This is a genomic window from Aeromonas sp. 55A, from assembly GCF_051919665.1.
Taxonomy (GTDB): domain Bacteria; phylum Pseudomonadota; class Gammaproteobacteria; order Enterobacterales; family Aeromonadaceae; genus Aeromonas; species Aeromonas veronii.
Genome location: NZ_JBQBEH010000008.1, coordinates 1,503,015 through 1,521,050, shown reverse-complemented (window position 1 = coordinate 1,521,050; position 18,036 = coordinate 1,503,015). Strand labels below are relative to the sequence as shown.

Annotated in this window: 15 protein-coding genes and 1 pseudogene; 6 read left to right on the top strand and 10 right to left on the bottom strand. The window is 52.7% G+C overall.

All coding sequences use genetic code 11. The annotated features are described in order from the left end of the window. The first annotated feature begins 1 nt into the window (after position 1). The 3 genes from yidC to ACTG2G_RS11075 all read left to right on the top strand — a co-directional run bounded on the left by yidC (position 2) and on the right by ACTG2G_RS11075 (position 4,411). On the top strand, positions 2 to 1,648 hold the full coding sequence (gene yidC / locus ACTG2G_RS11085) for a membrane protein insertase YidC (protein WP_005342319.1): 1,647 nt from the start codon (positions 2 to 4) through the stop codon (positions 1,646 to 1,648). A 99-nt stretch (positions 1,649 to 1,747) separates the two neighbouring features. Continuing rightward, positions 1,748 to 3,109: a tRNA uridine-5-carboxymethylaminomethyl(34) synthesis GTPase MnmE gene (gene mnmE / locus ACTG2G_RS11080; RefSeq protein WP_439985431.1), complete on the top strand. Its 1,362-nt coding sequence runs from the start codon at positions 1,748 to 1,750 to the stop codon at positions 3,107 to 3,109. A gap of 162 nt (positions 3,110 to 3,271) precedes the next feature. Further along, a complete protein-coding gene (locus ACTG2G_RS11075; protein WP_421269183.1) occupies positions 3,272 to 4,411 on the top strand; it encodes a site-specific integrase in 1,140 nt (379 codons plus the stop codon). A gap of 201 nt (positions 4,412 to 4,612) precedes the next feature. On the opposite strand, the gene repC is transcribed toward ACTG2G_RS11075, so the two are convergent. Genes repC through ACTG2G_RS11060 form a run of 3 tightly spaced genes read right to left on the bottom strand, consistent with a single transcriptional unit; the run spans position 4,613 to position 6,633 of the window. Beyond that, a complete protein-coding gene (gene repC / locus ACTG2G_RS11070; RefSeq protein ID WP_439985430.1) occupies positions 4,613 to 5,413 on the bottom strand; it encodes a replication protein C, IncQ-type in 801 nt (266 codons plus the stop codon). Between the two features lie 25 nt (positions 5,414 to 5,438). Continuing rightward, the gene (locus ACTG2G_RS11065; RefSeq protein ID WP_439985429.1) at positions 5,439 to 6,290 is read right to left on the bottom strand and encodes a helicase RepA family protein; all 852 of its coding nucleotides are present in this window, start codon (positions 6,288 to 6,290) and stop codon (positions 5,439 to 5,441) included. Positions 6,291 to 6,297: 7 nt separating this feature from the next. Beyond that, positions 6,298 to 6,633, bottom strand: coding sequence for a helix-turn-helix domain-containing protein (locus tag ACTG2G_RS11060; RefSeq protein WP_064978382.1), 336 nt, complete (start codon positions 6,631 to 6,633; stop codon positions 6,298 to 6,300). Between the two features lie 214 nt (positions 6,634 to 6,847). Between ACTG2G_RS11060 and ACTG2G_RS11055 the strand changes: the two genes are divergently transcribed. Continuing rightward, complete coding sequence (locus ACTG2G_RS11055; protein ID WP_218972701.1) at positions 6,848 to 7,048, top strand: winged helix-turn-helix domain-containing protein; 201 nt, start codon at positions 6,848 to 6,850, stop codon at positions 7,046 to 7,048. Between the two features lie 93 nt (positions 7,049 to 7,141). Beyond that, positions 7,142 to 10,213, top strand: a complete 3,072-nt coding sequence (locus tag ACTG2G_RS11050) for an AAA domain-containing protein (protein ID WP_439985428.1) — start codon at positions 7,142 to 7,144, stop codon at positions 10,211 to 10,213. 401 nt (positions 10,214 to 10,614) lie between these two features. Here the strand turns inward: ACTG2G_RS11050 and ACTG2G_RS11045 are convergent, their stop codons facing one another. The 6 genes and pseudogenes from ACTG2G_RS11045 to ACTG2G_RS11020 form a co-directional block, all read right to left on the bottom strand. Further along, positions 10,615 to 10,851: a DUF6527 family protein gene (locus tag ACTG2G_RS11045; RefSeq protein ID WP_373887361.1), complete on the bottom strand. Its 237-nt coding sequence runs from the start codon at positions 10,849 to 10,851 to the stop codon at positions 10,615 to 10,617. Between the two features lie 105 nt (positions 10,852 to 10,956). After that, the gene (locus tag ACTG2G_RS11040) at positions 10,957 to 12,327 is read right to left on the bottom strand and encodes a ThiF family adenylyltransferase (protein WP_103829311.1); all 1,371 of its coding nucleotides are present in this window, start codon (positions 12,325 to 12,327) and stop codon (positions 10,957 to 10,959) included. Next, entirely contained in the window at positions 12,324 to 13,412 is a 1,089-nt protein-coding gene (locus tag ACTG2G_RS11035) for a multiubiquitin domain-containing protein (RefSeq protein WP_161653284.1), read from the bottom strand. Before ACTG2G_RS11035 ends, ACTG2G_RS11040 begins: the two co-directional genes overlap by 4 nt. Before the next feature lie 540 nt (positions 13,413 to 13,952). After that, on the bottom strand, positions 13,953 to 14,510 hold the full coding sequence (locus ACTG2G_RS11030; protein WP_199773228.1) for a hypothetical protein: 558 nt from the start codon (positions 14,508 to 14,510) through the stop codon (positions 13,953 to 13,955). Between the two features lie 20 nt (positions 14,511 to 14,530). Beyond that, positions 14,531 to 15,616, bottom strand: a complete 1,086-nt coding sequence (locus ACTG2G_RS11025) for a hypothetical protein (RefSeq protein ID WP_439825103.1) — start codon at positions 15,614 to 15,616, stop codon at positions 14,531 to 14,533. Between the two features lie 382 nt (positions 15,617 to 15,998). Beyond that, positions 15,999 to 16,367, bottom strand: a pseudogene (locus tag ACTG2G_RS11020) (IS66 family transposase); the annotation flags it as partial. A gap of 678 nt (positions 16,368 to 17,045) precedes the next feature. Between ACTG2G_RS11020 and ACTG2G_RS11015 the strand changes: the two are divergent. Continuing rightward, positions 17,046 to 17,369: a hypothetical protein gene (locus tag ACTG2G_RS11015; protein WP_021231525.1), complete on the top strand. Its 324-nt coding sequence runs from the start codon at positions 17,046 to 17,048 to the stop codon at positions 17,367 to 17,369. Here the strand turns inward: ACTG2G_RS11015 and ACTG2G_RS11010 are convergent. After that, positions 17,366 to 17,983 carry a recombinase family protein gene (locus tag ACTG2G_RS11010; protein ID WP_031227892.1) on the bottom strand — a complete coding sequence of 206 codons (618 nt, stop codon included), beginning with the start codon at positions 17,981 to 17,983 and terminating at the stop codon, positions 17,366 to 17,368. The genes ACTG2G_RS11015 and ACTG2G_RS11010 overlap by 4 nt on opposite strands. Positions 17,984 to 18,036: the final 53 nt, after the last annotated feature.

Below are 18,036 nucleotides of genomic sequence, written 5' to 3'. Positions count from 1 at the left end.
TATGGAATCACAACGCAATCTACTCCTGATCGGTTTGCTGTTCGTGAGCTTTCTGCTCTGGCAACAGTGGGAGTCCGACAAGGCTCCGAAGCCGGCCCCGACTACCGTGGCCCAAACCGAACATTTCGTACCTGAAGCCGGTCAGACCGGTGATATTCCTCAGGTTTCCGAGCAAGCCAATGCGACTGCCGCACGCAAGCTGATCACCGTCTCCTCTGACGTGCTCAAGCTGACCCTGGATACCCAGGGTGGCGACATCGTGTCTGCCGAACTGCTGTCTCACAAACTGGAAGAGGGCAAGGACCAACCGTTCGTGCTGCTGACCAGCAAGCCTGAGCACCTCTATATCGCCCAGAGCGGTCTGGTGGGTCGCAACGGTCCGGACAGTCAGGCCGAAGGTCGTCCTACCTATGAAGCCGCCCAGACCAGCTATCAACTGGCCGATGGTCAGGATCAAGTCGTCGTTCCGATGACCTGGACCGACAGCAAGGGCGTGGTCTTCACCAAGGAGTTCATCCTCAAGCGTGGCGACTATGCCGTTGGCGTTGATTACAAGATCGACAACAAATCTGCCGAGCCGGTTCAGGTGCAGTTCTATGGTCAGCTGAAGCAGACCGTAGCAACGCCGAAGGATCAGGAAGGTCATGCCATGGTAGCCAGCGCTTACCGTGGTGGTGCCTTCTCCACTGAAGATACCCGCTACAAGAAGTACACCTTCGACGAGATGAAGGATGCCGACCTGAACAAGACCACCAAGGGTGGTTGGGTCGCCATGCTGCAACACTACTTCGTCTCTGCTTGGGCACCGAATGCCGACGATACCAACAGCTTCTACAGCCGTGTGATCCCTGGTAAAGGCCAGGCCATCATCGGTTACAAGGCGCCGCTGGTTGACGTGGCTGCCGGCCAACAGGCTGAAGTAACCAGCAAGCTGTGGGTCGGTCCCAAGCTGCAAGACCAGATGGCCAAGGTGGCTAACCACCTCGACCTGACCGTCGACTACGGCTGGCTGTGGTTCATCGCCCAACCGCTGCACTGGCTGCTGACCGTGTTCCACGGTTTCGTCCAGAACTGGGGTCTGGCCATCATCATGCTGACCCTGCTGGTACGCGGCATCATGTTCCCGCTGACCAAGGCCCAGTACACCTCCATGGCCAAGATGCGCATGCTGCAACCCAAGATTGCGGCCCTGCGCGAGCGCTTCGGCGACGACCGCCAGAAGATGTCTCAGGGCATGATGGAGCTGTACAAGAAGGAGAAGGTCAACCCACTGGGTGGCTGCCTGCCGATTCTGGTTCAGATGCCGATCTTCATCGCCCTTTACTGGGCACTGATGGAATCCGTTGAACTGCGTCACGCGCCGTTTGCCCTGTGGATCACTGACCTGTCAGTGAAGGACCCCTTCTTCGTGCTGCCAATCCTCATGGGTGCCTCCATGTGGTATCTGCAGAAGATGAGCCCGACCACCGTAACCGACCCGATGCAGCAGAAAGTGATGCAGTTCATGCCGATCATCTTCACTTTCATGTTCCTCTGGTTCCCGGCTGGCCTGACTCTCTACTGGCTGGTGAGCAACGTGATCTCCATCATCCAGCAGACCATCATCTATCGTCAGCTGGAGAAGAAAGGACTGCATTCACGCAGCTAATCTTCCCGTGATGACAAAAGAGGCGGCCTTCGGGCCGCCTTTTTTATTACAATGTCTCCCACTACGTTTTCCTATCAGCGAACAAACGAGCCAAGCAAGATGACAACAGATACGATCGTGGCCCAGGCCACCGCGCCAGGCCGTGGTGGCGTCGGCATAGTCCGGGTCTCCGGCCCCGCCGCCGAACAGGTCGCCGGGATAGTGCTCGGCAAGCTCCCGCGGGTGCGCTACGCCGAATATCTGCCGTTCAAGGATGAGCAAGGCCAGGTACTGGATCAGGGCATAGCCCTGCTGTTCAAAGCCCCCAACAGCTTCACCGGCGAGGATGTGCTGGAGCTGCAGGGCCACGGCGGCCCCGTCATCATGGACATGCTGATCCGCCGCATTCTGAAAATCGACGGCATTCGTCCTGCCCGGCCCGGCGAGTTCAGCGAGCGCGCCTTCATCAACGACAAGCTGGATCTGGCCCAGGCCGAAGCTATCGCTGACCTTATTGAAGCCTCCAGCGAACAGGCCGCCCGCAGCGCCATGCACTCCCTGCAGGGGCAGTTCTCCAGCAAAATCCAGCAACTGGTGGAGAGCCTGATCCGGCTGCGCATCTATGTGGAAGCGGCCATCGACTTCCCGGACGAGGAGATCGACTTCCTCTCCGACGGCAAGGTGGCGGGCGACCTCTACAGCATCATGTCCGAGCTGGACGACGTGCGCGGGGAAGCCAAACAGGGCGCCCTGCTGCGGGAAGGGATGAAGGTGGTGATCGCCGGTCGCCCCAACGCCGGCAAATCGAGCCTGCTCAACGCCCTGGCAGGCCGTGAGTCAGCCATCGTCACCGAGATTGCCGGCACCACCCGCGACGTGCTGCGCGAGCACATCCATCTCGATGGCATGCCGCTGCACATCATCGACACTGCCGGTCTGCGCGACACTCAGGACAAGGTGGAGCAGATCGGTATCGAACGCGCCTGGGCCGAGATTGAACAGGCCGATCGGGTGCTGTTTATGGTGGATGGCACCACCACAGACGCGGTTGACCCGCGAGAGATCTGGCCGGAATTTATTGATCGGTTGCCAAAAAACATCGGCCTCACCGTCATTCGCAACAAGGCCGACCTGACCGGCGAGGATCTGGCGCCGAGCCAGGAGCAGGGCCACGCCGTCTATCGCATCTCCGCCAAGACCGAGCTGGGGCTGCCCGCCCTGCGCGAGCACCTGAAAGCCTGCATGGGCTTCCAGGGCAACACCGAAGGAGGCTTTATGGCCCGCCGCCGCCATCTGGATGCGCTGGAGCGCGCCGCCGAGCGCCTGCTGGTGGCCAAGGAGCAGCTGGAAGTATTCGTGGCTGGCGAGCTGGTGGCCGAAGAGTTGCGCCTGGCGCAGGAGTCCCTCTCCGAGATCACCGGCGAATTCAGCTCCGACGATCTGCTGGGCCGTATCTTCTCCAGCTTCTGCATCGGCAAGTAATGTGGTGAAAAATCAGCAATAAAAAGCAGCCAGTGAGAACATAAGACATTGTAAATATTGGACTTTGTTTTTTACTGGCTATTCTTGCCTGATCTTGTTTCGTGAGAATTTACCCCGAGAGTACCCCAAAGTAACCTCTTGGGGTACTTTTGGGGGACACTTATGAAGATCAGCATCGAATACCGCGCACCGGACGCCGAAGGCAAGCGCGCTCTGCGCTTAACCTACTACGCCGGCTCCTACCTTGACCAAACCACGGGCATCCGCAAGCACAAACGCAGCAGAGAGACCCTGGATCTCTTCCTGTACGACAAGCCGCGTACCCCAGCACAGCGGCTCCACAACAAAGAAACCCAGCGAGCAGCCGAAGCCATCCGCGCCAAGCGACTCTTCGAGTACGAGACTGGTAAACACCATCTGGATTTCTCGAACGCCTACAAGGCCAGCTTCTTCGAGTACTTCCAAGAGGTTACAGACCAAAAAGCGGCAGGTAGCAAGAGCAACCACTCCATCTGGATATCAGCCCTCAAGCATTTACGCCTGTACCATAAGCTGCCGGAGCTGACTTTCGAGGAAGTAGATCAGCTGTTCCTGGAGGGGTTTCGGCATTACCTGATGCACAAGGCCCGCACCAAAAGCGGCACACCACTGAGCCGCAACACCCAAAGTGCCTATTTCAACAAGTTAAGGGCGGCCCTGAACCAGGCTGAGCAGGAACGGCTGCTACCGGATAATCCGGTACGACGTGTCAAAGCTATCCAGGGGGAGAAGAACAAACGGGTTTACCTGACCGAAGACGAGGTACGAGCCCTGGCCCAGGCCGAGTGCCGGTACGACGTTCTTAAGCGCGCCTTTCTGTTCTCTTGTTGCACTGGCTTGCGCTGGTCCGACATTCACAAGCTGACCTGGGCAGAGCTGGAGCCCTTCTATGGCCATTACCGTATCGTATTCACCCAGAAAAAGACCAGCGGCCTGCAATACCTGGATTTGAATGACATGGCGATGCAGCTGATGGGGCGCCCAGGCAAGGCAACAGAGCGGATCTTCAAGGGCCTCAAGTACTCGGCTTGGCACAACATGGAGCTCACCCGGTGGGCGTTGCAGGCGGGTATAACCAAGAAGGTAACCTTCCACAGCGCGCGTCATACCTTCGCCGTCATCCAGCTTAACCGCGGCGTCGATATCTATGCCCTTTCCCGCTTGCTGGGGCACAGTGAGCTGAGAACCACCGAGATCTACGCCGACATTCTTGAATCGCGGCGCCGAGATGCCATGCTCGATTTCCCCAATGTCTTGGGGTGATAGAAGCACCCTCGACAAGATCATGGCCAGGAAGAGCCAACAAATAGGCCAGCGCAACCATGCGCTGGCCTAGATTATCTTAGATAATATAGATCGGATTTCAGGATCGCCCTGCAGCCCAAGCGGTAACTGGGTTTCACTGAATTGGCTTGTGACCGTTATCGTGAACTTTGTGACCACTTTCGTGATAGTTTGTGACCGTTATCGTGATAGTGCAGGCCGGCCGATGGTAAACCGCCCCTTGGCATGTTCACTGATTGACCAACCCAGTTCAGCCAGTTCACACAGTGCCTTGCGAACTCGCGATTGCCGCTTTCGGTTGGTGGCCGCGCTGGACTTATCAGGAAAAGCGTAAGAGACCAGTTTATCTAAACCTACTGGCTTGCTGCGGCCACAATCAATCCAGGCACAAAGCCGCTGATGCAATATCCGGGCAGTGCTACTACGCAGTTGCCGTACCTCAGCCAGATCGATATAGGTATATCGGCCATTACCCAATATGGCATTGGTCAGCAATGGATTAAGCGCCACAAAGAGCCTATCGGTCAGGGGATCGCTGGCATAGTTCGCCAGCAGACGAAAACCACTACGCAAGCCTGCTACCTGTGCTATTACCGACACCTTCCACAACCGCTCGACAGTGCGACGCACCGTATTGGTGTCACGAGGGTTTGCGTAACCAATCTCCTTGGCCAGTTTGCGCAAGCTGCTTTTGACTACCAAGACATCCTGCTGGTTGGCAATCCCACGCAGCTGAAGTAGGTCTCGTAATATCTCTCCGGTTTCACCACTCGCAATAGGCCCAATCTTGCCACTTTCTGATTCAAGCCCAGCGAGGGCAACCAACCCTTGAAGTACGCGCAAATCGTCAGCCCCCAAGGGTTCTGGCCCAGAAAACTCAATCTGATTACCGTTATCCAAACGGTAAATCACCTCCAGCTTGTCACGGCGGCGTTGGCCATTCGAGATCGCCCTAAACAACCCGGGAGCAAGGCAGTGCATATGGTCGTGCCGGGCATGAGTCAATTCAAAGCAAGGCACGTTTGCCCCCAGCCCAGTGTATTTCGTCAAAACCAGCGGGGTACAGCACGCCACCTTCCTTCCGCTCCAGCCAGCGCTCCGGTAGTGGCGGCCCATAATTGCTTTTGCTTACCCCAAACCGCACGTAAAGCTGGATCTTCTCTACCGATACGCCCAGCTTCTGCGCCTCTTTCTTGGTCATAGTGGCGAGATAGGCCTGCCAGCGAACGTTGTCAACCAGTACCGACGAACCACGGCTTGCCTGCTGCAGATCGCCAGCTTCTTGGAATGCCGCAGATTTACTGGTGTGGTGTACAAACAACACAGCGCATCCCTTCAGCATGGCCAGCCGTTCCAGCTGACCCAGCACCAGTGTCATAGCACAGGCTGCATTCTCATCAGCATCGTGAAAGCGTCTCAGTGTATCGATAACCACCAACCTGACCCCCTCAGCCCAAATGGCAATCGCTTCCCACCAATGGCTATCCAGCACATTCGGGCTGGCACCCTGAAGCGATATCAAACGAAGGTATCGTTCAACGTTGGCACGAAGTTCAGCATCAAGACCTCTGCCCAAGGCAAACAAGCGCTGGTGCAGTACAGGCCAAGGGTCCTCGGCAGGCAGGTAGAGCACAGCTCCCCTGCCCAGATTGCCAAGCCCAATCCAATCCGGCCCACCGGATATCTGCATTGCCAGTTGTAATGCCAACATCGATTTGCCCACCCCTCCCGGTGACACCAAAGCACCAACGCAGCCAACAGGCAGCCCCGGGAGGACAAAATCGAGGGGTTTTGGAGGCTCAACAAAAGCCGACCGGAGATCCTGGGGGCAGAGAGATGTAATCAGATCCTGTGTCATACCCACCTCACAACCGCCCATGGCTAGCTTGCCGCACACGCTTGGTTACATGCTCAGTGAGTTCGGCGTCCGGTGAAATGCGGTGGGAGAGCAGCCAATCCAGCAGCTCAACGCGCTTGAAGTAGATCTTTTTGCCTTGTGGCTTGTAATGCGGCAGACGCTTTTCACTGGTCAGCCGGTACACATAGCTGACAGAAACCCCCAGCAACTCAGCGCACTCCTCGGCAGAAAGCACCTCTTTTTGCGCCTGTCCTTGCTGGATTACCAGCAGCTTAAGCTCATAAAGCTCTTTCAGGATTGCCCCATTGTTGTCACCGTAAAGCGGCGGATTTTGTTCACGCATGCAGATGGTCTCCTCGTAGCAATCATCAGCATGCAAGAGCGTATCGGGGGGCTGGCGAAATCCTCGTCGCTGTAGTTGTCCAATTTGGGCACCAAGAGCGTTTTCTGAGAAAAATTGCACATGTGAAATTTTGGCTAGTATGTAGCAGAAAATATGTCAGCTCGCGCACATACAGAAGTGACATGAATGGTTCCAACAGAACCTATGTGGCAAGATGTTCTATCGATACAAACTCAAGCCAAGCATCAATGAACCTGCCAAGTTACGAAGCCATGATGCCAGCCGTACTTGCGAGCCTAGCAGATGGCAAAGCTCGCCCTCTACGCGAGGTATTCGAGCTGGTTGGGCAAAAACTTATCTGGTCAAAGCAGGGCTAATTACTCAGCCCAAGAGGGGCTTGTGTGTAATCACCTAGCAGCGCATGAGTGGGATAATGAATAACGCATCAAACGGATGCTCCATTCCAGCCATCCGGCTTCATTATAAAGAACAACGAAGGTAGGATCTTATGTCCTTTCTGCACAATCTTACCGGCTATTTTCGCCAGTCATTGATCGATGCCGAGCGACTCAGCCCGGATGATCGCAATCTGTTGCCCGTGCTGGGCATCGAGAAAGTCGAAGATCCCTCCTCCGACTACCTAGCAATCGATACCCAAGTGTGGCTAAACGGGCGCATTTCCCCCGTACAGGCAAAACAGATCCTCGATGCCAAACAGCCTGTCGGCCAACCCCCACTGGAAGTGACCGAGCTGGTTTTGTTCCCCCGCGTCGATCTCCAGACCTCCCAGTTTGGAGAGACCAACAACCTTAAACGGCGAGTGCTGCTACCGGTTGGCGTGTTCGTCAGAGTGGTGGCTGACGGCACTCTCTTTCCTTCCAACAAGCGCCCCTGGATCCCGCGGGAGTGGCTAGCGCCTAACCAGAGTGCAACGGACCCCATCGGCGATTATGTCGATCTTGACGCCTTCCTGACCCACAACCCCTACGAGGGGATAGTAGAGTGGCAGCAACTCGTAGCTTACTGCTGCCATATGTTGGCAGCAGTAGTGGGCTATCCACTCTCATCAAATGCCGAGAACAGCATGCAAGCCGCTCCCCCACTGCATGCCATGCCCATTCACCCAGACTTCGAGATGAGCGAGCAAAGCCTGCTACAACTCGAACCCAACGTGGTGGGGGCAAAAGCCAACATTTTGAAGGTACTCAACAACCTGCGCGATAGCGGCCAGTACCCACCGCTCTACCAGCGGTTTTGTGCCGAGCAATCCCCTACGCTAACACCCCATCAAGATCTGCAGCATCAGAACACAGGAGCCAAGGGGCATCTTGGCCAGATGACAGGGGAGTTCCCTCTGTCACCCAAACAACGCAATGCCCTGCACCATTTCCTTGCACAGCAACACGGTGAGATCCTAGCCGTTAACGGCCCTCCCGGCACAGGCAAGACAACCCTGCTTCGCTCAGTGGTAGCTAATCTATGGAGTGAGGCGGCGCTGGCTCAGGGAGAGCCGCCACTGATTGTTGCGGCCTCGAACAACAACCAAGCGGTCACCAATATTCTAGAAAGCTTTGCCAAGGTCGATGAAGAGGGTTTGACAGAGAGCCTAAAAGGGCGCTGGCTCCCCGAAATCGACAGCTATGGCCTCTACTGCTGTTCCAGCGGCAAGGTGAATGTTCACAATTCCTACATGTACCTAGGGCCAAAAGGCGAAGGTTGCATGGAAAGCTGGCATACGCGGGAGTATCTGGATAGAGCCAAAGAGCATTTTTTAACCTGTGCCAGCCAGTGGCTCAATGGCCAGGCTGTCGCGGTCAGCAAAGTGCAAGAGCAATTACATCGAGCGCTGTTGCAGACCAGGCAGGCAATTGAAATAGGGATCTCTCTGCTGGAACAGGTGCAGAGTAACGCTCGCGAGATCGACCTCCGCCATGGAGGCCTGGACTCACTGCATGAGCAAATAACAGAAGCCATGCAAAGACATGACTATGCCAAGGCGCACTACAGCCGAACCAAATCGCAACTCGACGAAATGTATAGCTTGTGGGAACGGCGCTCAGTTTGGTCCCGTTTATTGATGTGGCTACCTCCGCTCAAGCGGCATGAGCAGCGCAAGAGCGCACGTTTGCTCAATAGCTGGGAACTGTTTCAGAACGATCATTCCGACTACGCAGTCGAGACATTGCTCAATCAGCGAATTCAGCAGGCACACCGGGAACGGCAACAGTCGGAAGAACTTCTCAACCAGCTACAGCAGGTGGTAGCCGGTTACCAGGAAGCAACTCTGGACCTAACCAACTGGATTGAGATAAACCGACCAGCCCGGCTGTTCTCGTGCTCACTGGAAGATCAAGTGCATGAAGTGAACGATCGCTCGCTTCGTTTCACGCTCTTCAAACTAGCGACTCACTACTGGGAAGCTCGCTGGCTAACGGAGTTTGAAGGTTTCCTCAGTAGAGGTGACAAAGATAAAAAATCTCCTTGGAAGCTAAGACGAAAATTGCGCCGACTTGCTAAGATAACACCATGTTTTGTATCGACATTTTACATGATTCCGTCGACCTTTATGGCCTATGAGATGCGCGATAACTGTTGGCGAGATATCCCGCTGTTCGATGAGATCGATCTGTTGATTGTCGATGAAGCTGGTCAAGCCGTCCCCGATGTTGCCGCAGCCAGCTTTGCACTGGCTAAACGGGCGTTGATTGTGGGGGATACGGATCAGATCGAGCCAGTCTGGAGCATTCCCGCCTATGTTGATCGCGCCAACCTAGAGTTATATGGGCTACTCAACGAGCAGTACGACTACGATGACTTCTGGCATCAAAGCGGTTTGTTGGCCAGCAGTGGGTCGGTCATGGGTGTAGCGCAACGGCAGTGTCACTATCACCAATTTGCCCCCCTGCAGCGCGGTCTCTATCTGACCGAACATAGGCGCTGCTACGACCCAATTGTCGGCTATTGCAACACCATGGTCTATGAAGGCGTTCTCGAACCACTGCGCGGCTTCCCCAAGCAACCCGTGCCATGGGGTACCTTTTCCATGGTGGAGACGGCTTCTCCATCACGCTCTTATGGCGGTAGTCGTGGCAATCCGGGAGAAGCTGACCATATCGCCGAGTGGCTCAATGCAGAACGAAGCAGAATCCTCGACTATGCACGCCAACAAAACCCCAAGTGGTCCGATAAGGACGATGATGAGGTGCTGAAACTGGCTGTTGGCATCATAACTCCCTTTAGCAAACAAGCTCGTTTGATCCGGCAAGCACTGGGAAAAGTGGGGATATACGGCCTAACTGTCGGTACAGTACATAGCTTGCAAGGAGATGAACGTACCCTGGTACTGTTCTCCAGCGTCTATGGTGAAAATGACATCAGTGCCGGCAAGTTCTACGACATGAACCATAACATGCTGAACGTTGCAGTCTCTCGCGCCAAAGACAGCTTCATAGTGTTTGGCCACCCACATGTGTTTGGCGCGACAGCTCCTGGTTCCCCCTCCGGTCTGCTCAGAAAACAGATTGACACCCTCCATCGCCAGCGTGACCTTGCTACCGGCGCAACAGAAGAGGTGTGCTAATTGGCCCAGACACGCCTTAAGCAAAAGGCCACTCATGTAGTGGCCTAGTCATCTCGGTCATCTGGATACTCCGGCTGCAGCTGGCCACAGAAATTTTACTGAAGTCATAGAGATAGCGGCATTGCGAAACCGAGTATCCGGATTTAGTTGACCATTACACAGTGAGGACGAGTAAGCCCTAGGTCCCCCTTTAGTATCAATGCTGTCTCAATGGCCTGCTCATCCATCCAGATGCTCAATGAACCTCGCAGCACTAGGAGTTAACTTTTCTGTTCCCAGTTCCTGACTGAATTAACCTTTCTGATGCTCTCGTAGGCGGTTTTACTCACTACCGAGGTTACAGATAGTTCACTGACGACCTGAGTAACAGAGCCTATCACCAGCTCAATCTGACCCAAGAGTTATACCCAGTAAATTTTCCCATTCCTCAGCCAAAAATGAGATTTACAACCACTATTTAGCCATACAGAAGGGTGTAACGTCGGCAAACCATCATCACTAACGCTGTAGTCCCAGCGTGGCTTTGCTTCTTCAATTATTAGTAGCTCGATTTTTCGGCCACACCCACAAGGACATCTGAACCCAATACACCAATCCTCCTCTCCATCTCTTGCGAGAATAATTGAACGTATAGGCATATTTTCGGGCAACGAATCTCCTTCAATGACGATTAAGCGTCGAGGAGGGAGCAGTGGTTCAGCCTTCCGTAAGAAATAGTTAAATATCCTCTTGAAAATTGACATCTACATCATCTCCAGATTAGGCAAGCCAAGAAGGGGCTCCTTACCACCTTCGGCAAGACGAGGATTTGCAGCCTTGGAGAACGAACTCTCATCAAGATAATCCTCTTCCGCCTCAGTGAGACTGAAAATGGTTCTGGCAAACTGCTTGTTGGGGTACTCACGGAAAGGGAAGCTCCTAGCGATGAACTCTGAGACACAGGCGGATGCAGCTCGCATGTTAAGAGTAATTACCGATGGAGCTTCATCCAATACCCCTGTTATGTATCCACGAGCCAATTGGTCCTCGTAGTTTTCAGGCATTGATTGACGCATGTGCTCTTGGTACAACAGTGTGGGGGTGTAGACACCACGATCTGCCAAAGTAGAGCCACCTGGTTTGACATAGTCGATTCGCCCGGTCACATCAGTGATCTTCCTGCCGTCTTCTGGATCAACATGAGTAGGGATTTTCACCCCCACATCAAGTAATGGAATCAAAAAAGCTGAAGCAATAAGATCCGCGATCATGCGGGCTTGGTAGGTATCGACACAGCAGAAGATCACATCTGCATTTGCAGCGGCAAGGATGGCATCCCGCGAGCAGATAGTCCTGTGAAAAGGCCTAGCTATATCCTCTCCTCTGATGCGCTGAATCGCCTCTGCGAACATCTCCACCTTCGAACGGCCTGCTTGAGCATCTTCGAGTGTTGAGTTCAGGATTCGGTTCAGGTTTTTCTTCTCCAGATGGTCATGATCGAATAGCAGGATCTCTCCAAAGCCTAGCCTAGCCACTTGCTCAGCCACAATCGAACCAGTTCCGGAAACACCTATGACAGCTACAGTAAGGCGCTTGAAGGTGTCCGTCATTCCAGAGGTGAACGCCATAGTTGGCACTTTGGTATTGGCCCACCAGTAGTGGATGTCGTCGCCAGCGACAGTTACCAGCTCCACGGGTTCGCAGTGATTACCATCGCGGTAAATACGTGCACACATCTCACCACTCGAGACCATTAATGCCGAACCGTGAATAGTGCTGACTCCTTGAAACAGCGATGGCATGGTCTGGGCATCGCTTTCATCGTCGATGTCAGAGAATTCCAGAAAACCAGCAGGATGCGAGTGCACAAGGAAAATTGACATTGATGTCGCATCAGCTTCATCGATAGCTTTTTCTAAGTAGCTGCCAGGCCAAGAAATGGAATCGACGGACCGCGACTTACACTCGTCGTATGGTATGGGAATCAGTTCTTTAACCAGGAATTTCTGGCGTGTGCCGTTATTGCGGTTGCAAAGCAGGATTGCTGCAGCCTCCTTGCCATCGCCTGGGAACAGGTGTTCCCAGAGCGAGGTATGGATTTCTTGCGTCAACACCAGACGAGAGCCCGTGCTCATTGACCCACCTCCTTCAGAAGGCAGCCATCGGCCATAGCAAGTTGTGAGACGATTGTGTCCGTCGCAGGGTTCCACGGACGATGTCGTGACCAGCCTTGGAACGTAACTCCATCGACCACCCCCCTAATTTGCGTAGCGGGAATTTCAGTGCCATTGGCCAGCAGCAGCAGCGGATACACATAGAACATATCCAACATGCTCATGGGGTAGCCAGAGGTGATCAAGAGTGCCAATTTCACTTTCTGATGGTTGTATCCAGCAGGCAGATCGTAGTCGTGGATGACCAACCAGTTGGAGCTCTCACTCACGCAGGTCTCCCAGCGGTAGTCCATGTTATTGAGGTACAGCTCATCACTAGGCAACAGGTTAAACTCGCGGCGAAGTACCGGAGACGCCTCGCCATTGTTTACATCACGCGGAGTGAGGCGCAGCTTCTCGATGCCGGGGGTGCGTAGATCGATGACATCATCAATGCCCTTCTCGACCTTCGGTTTCCCTGCGACTTTGAAGAAGATATACCATGCTTGGTCTGGGTTCAGACCTGCGCGGATGACCGCATCGCGGATCACGATTGTCGGGGTATCAAAGTTGTATACCTTACCCTGCACATTCAACTTCCATGTGGTTTTACGGCTGATGAAGTGCTCAATACCGGTTTCATCCAAGTTGATGAACTCATCGTTTTGGATTTCAAGGTCAGCCTCATCTTCACGTTCCAGAAGCAGCGTCTTATCCTCACCGATACCACCCAGTTCGCGAACAACATACCCAGTTATGTGGCGGCACGGCCACTCTAAACGGGCACCATCGACGGTGAACCGATAAGTGCGGTCGGATTCGACCACAATGAAACGGCAAATTTCATCCCCAAGGTTCACGACCTCGTCAGGGCGGATATCCTCAAGAGAGCCGTTCGAGATTGATTGCAGTACAACCGGGAGTTGATCGGGTTTAAACCCAGCTGCGGCTGCAATTTGTGCCCCAGTTGGTGTGCTGTCGTTCATTGTTACCGGTCGGTAAACAAGGGATTGGTCTGCCACTTCAATGATGCGGTGACGGAGTTGCTGCGGTTGATTATCTTGCATTTGAAATATCCCCAGTACGTTGCCGTACTTGTATGGTTTAGGTAAACGCTCTAAAGGAGCCTATTGGTAACCGCCAAAGAAACCCCATACATCAGCACTTGACTGATGGGCAACACACGAAGATAATTCATTTGCTTTTGATTCTTCGCGGCCAAGCGCTATTGCCATAGCGCTTATGGTTTTTCTTCAACGATTCGATCGTTGAAATGTTTGTATTATCTATAATCTCTCCTTTATTTGGTGCGCTTACCTGAAGTGCACTTGGCTTCTATAGTTCAACTATTCTCTTTTCGACTGCTCTTGCTTAGAGCTCCTCCTTTTTGCATCCCAGACCATCCCGCAATGGCTGTTTTCGTATGGAGCTCTCCATGCTTCTTTGAGATTAACCTTCACTCCCAAAGCCACGATTTCACTCCTCACAGCTACGTTTTCCTCGATGCCAACCAAGCCGATTAAATAAAGCTGTTTAACCAGAACCCTTAAAAAAGGACCACCTGCAAGCAGTGTAGATCCTTTTTCTGGTTAATGAAAGCCATTTAATCAGATTTTTCCGATCACCTTGTAAACGAACTCCTTCCCGCCACTATCGGCTGACTCTTCGGAACGGAGCAAGAAGCCATCGTCAGCGAGGCGCTTAAGCCGAGTGCTAGCGTTCTGAACACTGATATCTAAAGCTGATGCTGCTTTTGCAGTGGTAGTTTCACGATGCTCAACAACAAAATCCAAAAGAGCCTTGCTAGAGGCGGATGGCTCGGGGCCTACAAATCTGCATTCATGACCTACCCAACAGGTTAGGCTTTGATCACCGGAAATTGCAGCACCGTGTAAGTTGGAAAGTAGATCTTCATCAGTAATATCAAAAACATAAAACGCAATCTGCTTACTATATCGTTTAACGGTATAGATAATGCTTTCTCGGAAAAAAGAAACATCAGCAGCTTCAATGTCAGCAAGGGATATACCGACAACTGAAGCGCCGTGGAGTACATCTATGTCCCTGACAAGCAACCCATGAGCCTTACGACCCCGACTAGTGCCATAGGGGTTAGATTCATCGGCATACTGACGAAGGTTTAAAGTGTAGTTTTTCTGTTTCATATCTCGAGTTTAACCAGACCCTATTCGGCTGTCAAAAAGAACTCAAAAACGATATGAGTTCCCATGATTTTAGGGAGTTTCGTAACCCAACTCTTATCATGAAGACTCCCATTCTTGTACTTCATATATACAACAAAATTTTCTTGTCGGATTGTAACTTTTGCATCTAATGTTGCTGCTTCCCCGTGGCTAGTATGGAGGCCAGCACCACGTCCCTTACCTAACCGACTTAGACCTCTATGCTCCATCGCATGAATGATAAGCTGAGGGTCAGTGTCCGGTTCGGCGGTCGGGAATCGTACTGCGATGTCGGGAAAGTGTGTATCCAACACTGGGCGTAACGAGGCACAAATACCTATACCACCATCAGAAATGACAACGATTACAGATCTTCCTTTCTTTTTGCTATACACCTGAAGGCCAGCAAAACCTGGGATCTTTGTTTCTGAGTGGTCTTCAACATTACTGACCATCTCGGCCACGAGCGTGAATAATTTGGTTGAATGCTCGGGACCAAACTTATCCACAAAGCTTTGTTTAATGCGCGACGGCACATTATCTTCAGGGCATATTTCCAACAGTTCTACTAATGAAAGGTTGTTTGCCTTGTAGAGCTCAGAATCTGAATTTGGTGGCCTTGTCGGCAGTACTTCTACAGCCTCATCAAGTCGAGCAAAGAAGCAAGCACGACTCAAGTATGAGACGGTTGAATTATTGTTAGTGAAATCGAGCACAACCCTCTTTCCAGCCATAACCAATTGATTTGAAAGAGAAAGGATTCTTGCTGCTGCACATAACAAAACGGGTTTATCATCCGTAATTTTGATGAGCACTTCACTGCAATTCGAGTCAAGTGGCGAGCCTTTGTTATCTAAAGCTCGTTCAAAATGCTCCTGTGTAACCCAGCGTCTTTCCGAGATTAATTCAAGTTCAAAACTAGCGCTTTCCTGCAAAGACCAATGGAAGGTCTCATCTTGTAAAAAAATGTCGGGATTTTTGTGCAAAACTTGATTTATTGATTTACGAGAAACACCTAAGTCACGGGCTATATCACTTGCCTTGAGGCTTGGCTGCACCTTGAGTAGTTTTATAATTCTTTTCAGCATATCCAGCTCAAAGCAGAGAGAACAACGGGTTATCTATCATTGAAAAGTAACTTTCCTAACAATGTTACAGCACGTACAGCGTAATGAGTGAGGCCATAGTAAACCAGAACTTCACAATACCAATCCAGAAAGATTTGCGACGGCCTGCTCGAGTTGGTCAGTGGCAACCGTTAACCGGGACGGTGTTGACAGCACCAATTCCTCGGACAGCGAGTAGCCCGCTTTTTCGATGCACGAGGGATCCACAGCCCTCAACCACTCCAACGGACTACGTTCTAGTCGCTTCGTTGTCTCAACCAACGGCAAGATACGTTGTTTAACCTCAATCGTCCTTGAGCAGCAATTAGCTGCAGACATGGGTCAATCCAAGCTAGCGTTCCGACAACAGCTTTGCGGCATCATGGCCACGACCAAATGCTATCATGAAGCAGACTACGACCGGACTCAGTGCCAACCACATCCAAAGCAGCTCACCGCCGCGCTTATACCGGGTTTCTTCGGCGTTAACACAGGCGGCAAACTGCACGTGCGGTTTGATGGCCCGGTACGTCGGTGTCAGCATGGAGCTGACCGGTTCTTTCGCCTCACTGATGACGCCTCAGCTGAAACTCTAGCCAAAGTGCTGCAGGATCTTGCTGATGCCCTGGTGAAACTGGCCACTTTGCAGGGCAATGCAGCCATGACAGGTGCCGAGAAACAGCTGATGCTCTGTCACCCGAAAGCGTACCTCGGGCAAATCAAAGACCTGATGACCCGCTTGGGCGTCCCATGTTCTACCAGAGGTGGGCCGTTTTTGCGGTGGTGGTCAAACAAGGGAGAGCAGAGTCTGCTCAAAAAGAGGTTTCCGCGACAATTGCTTTGACCATGCCCATTGCGAGCGGGCATTTGAAGAGTCCTAGGCAACTGTATATGTTTTATAAAATAGAACCCCAAGATTCCAGATAGATAGGAACCCACCCCATAAATTCCTGCACACCAAGGCCTCTCATCCCTTCCAACAAGATAACCAACATTCCAGAGCGAAAAACAGCACGAACATTCCAGATAGATGGGAAGGCTCCTATCAATGTTCCAGGTGCTCGTTCTGAAGCGACATTCCACAATCTGGAATATCCGCACCAAGATTCCAGATAGATAGTTATGTGGAAAGGAATTGGACAGATATTGGCCGGGGATGAGGGCGCTGATTCCACTGGCCAATAAGCCACTGGATTCCAGTACTCCAACTTTGTCACGAACGAACAAACTCAACATTTTCAATAAGTTGATTGAACACCAAGGCCTTCGGTGCCATGCTGAAATCATGTTCATTGGTGGAGTAACACGATGGATTCGTTCAGTTGGGGGATGGTTGGCTTGCTGGCCTTCTTCACGCTTGTCTTCGTGTGGAGTCTGTATAGCTACAAGGCGCATGCAAAAGAGAGACACCATGAAACCGATCGCTGATATCGCCCTCATGGCGGTGGTTGCGCTGGGCTTGATGGCACTTGGCGACACGCTGTTTGCATGGCTGCTGATCTGCCTGCCACCGGTTTACTGGTGCTGGCCAATACTGGCCTGGGCCACCAGGCGCCCCATCACGGCCAGGTTGCAGTTAATGGCTCTTGCCGCACTCACCTGCTGGCACTGGCCCGCCGGGCTGTTCACTGCGCTGAGCATCGCACTCATCTGGACAGCGAAAACCCTCAAGACAACCCCACGCCCACAGCGCAAGGGTGGGCCGGTCATCAAAAATTACTACTTCTGGAGCTAACTGCGTGTCTCCTTGGCCACACTGGCGATAAGGTACCTTGAGCAACCAAGCATCTCCTGAATCACGGAATAACTGTGGCCTGTCACCAACAGCCTAGCGATGTGCTGACGCTTCTTCTCATCCTTCTGCCTACCACGGTATTTCCCTTCATCCCTGGCCTTGGCAATACCCTGCTGCTGCCTGCGACGGCGATCTTCATAGTCTTTACGAGCGACGGCTGCGAGCATATCCAACAGCATGCCATTTACAGCCTGCAAGATGGCGCTGGTGAACTCGGAGCGGCTGTCCCCCTGTAATGCCACCCAGGAAGTCGGAAGCTCAGGAGAAACGATGGAGAGCTGTTTCTGTGCCAAAAGCTGCTTCAGTGTTTGCCAATCAGTCTGATTGAGGCGAGCCAGACGATCAATCTGCTCTACCAGCACAATGTCACGATCTGCAGCATCACGGATCAGCCGCATAAGCTCAGGCCTGTCCAGCGTCGCACCAGACTCATTCTCTACATAGAAACTGGCAATCTGATGGCCATGCTCAGCAGCAAAACCAATCAGCAGCTCTCGTGCCCGCTCAGCATCCTGTTCCACAGTTGATGCACGTAAATACGCCCGTATGAACATTGACCCCCCATCAGTCTGTTTAAAGTGGTTCCTACTTATTGGTTCAATATAAG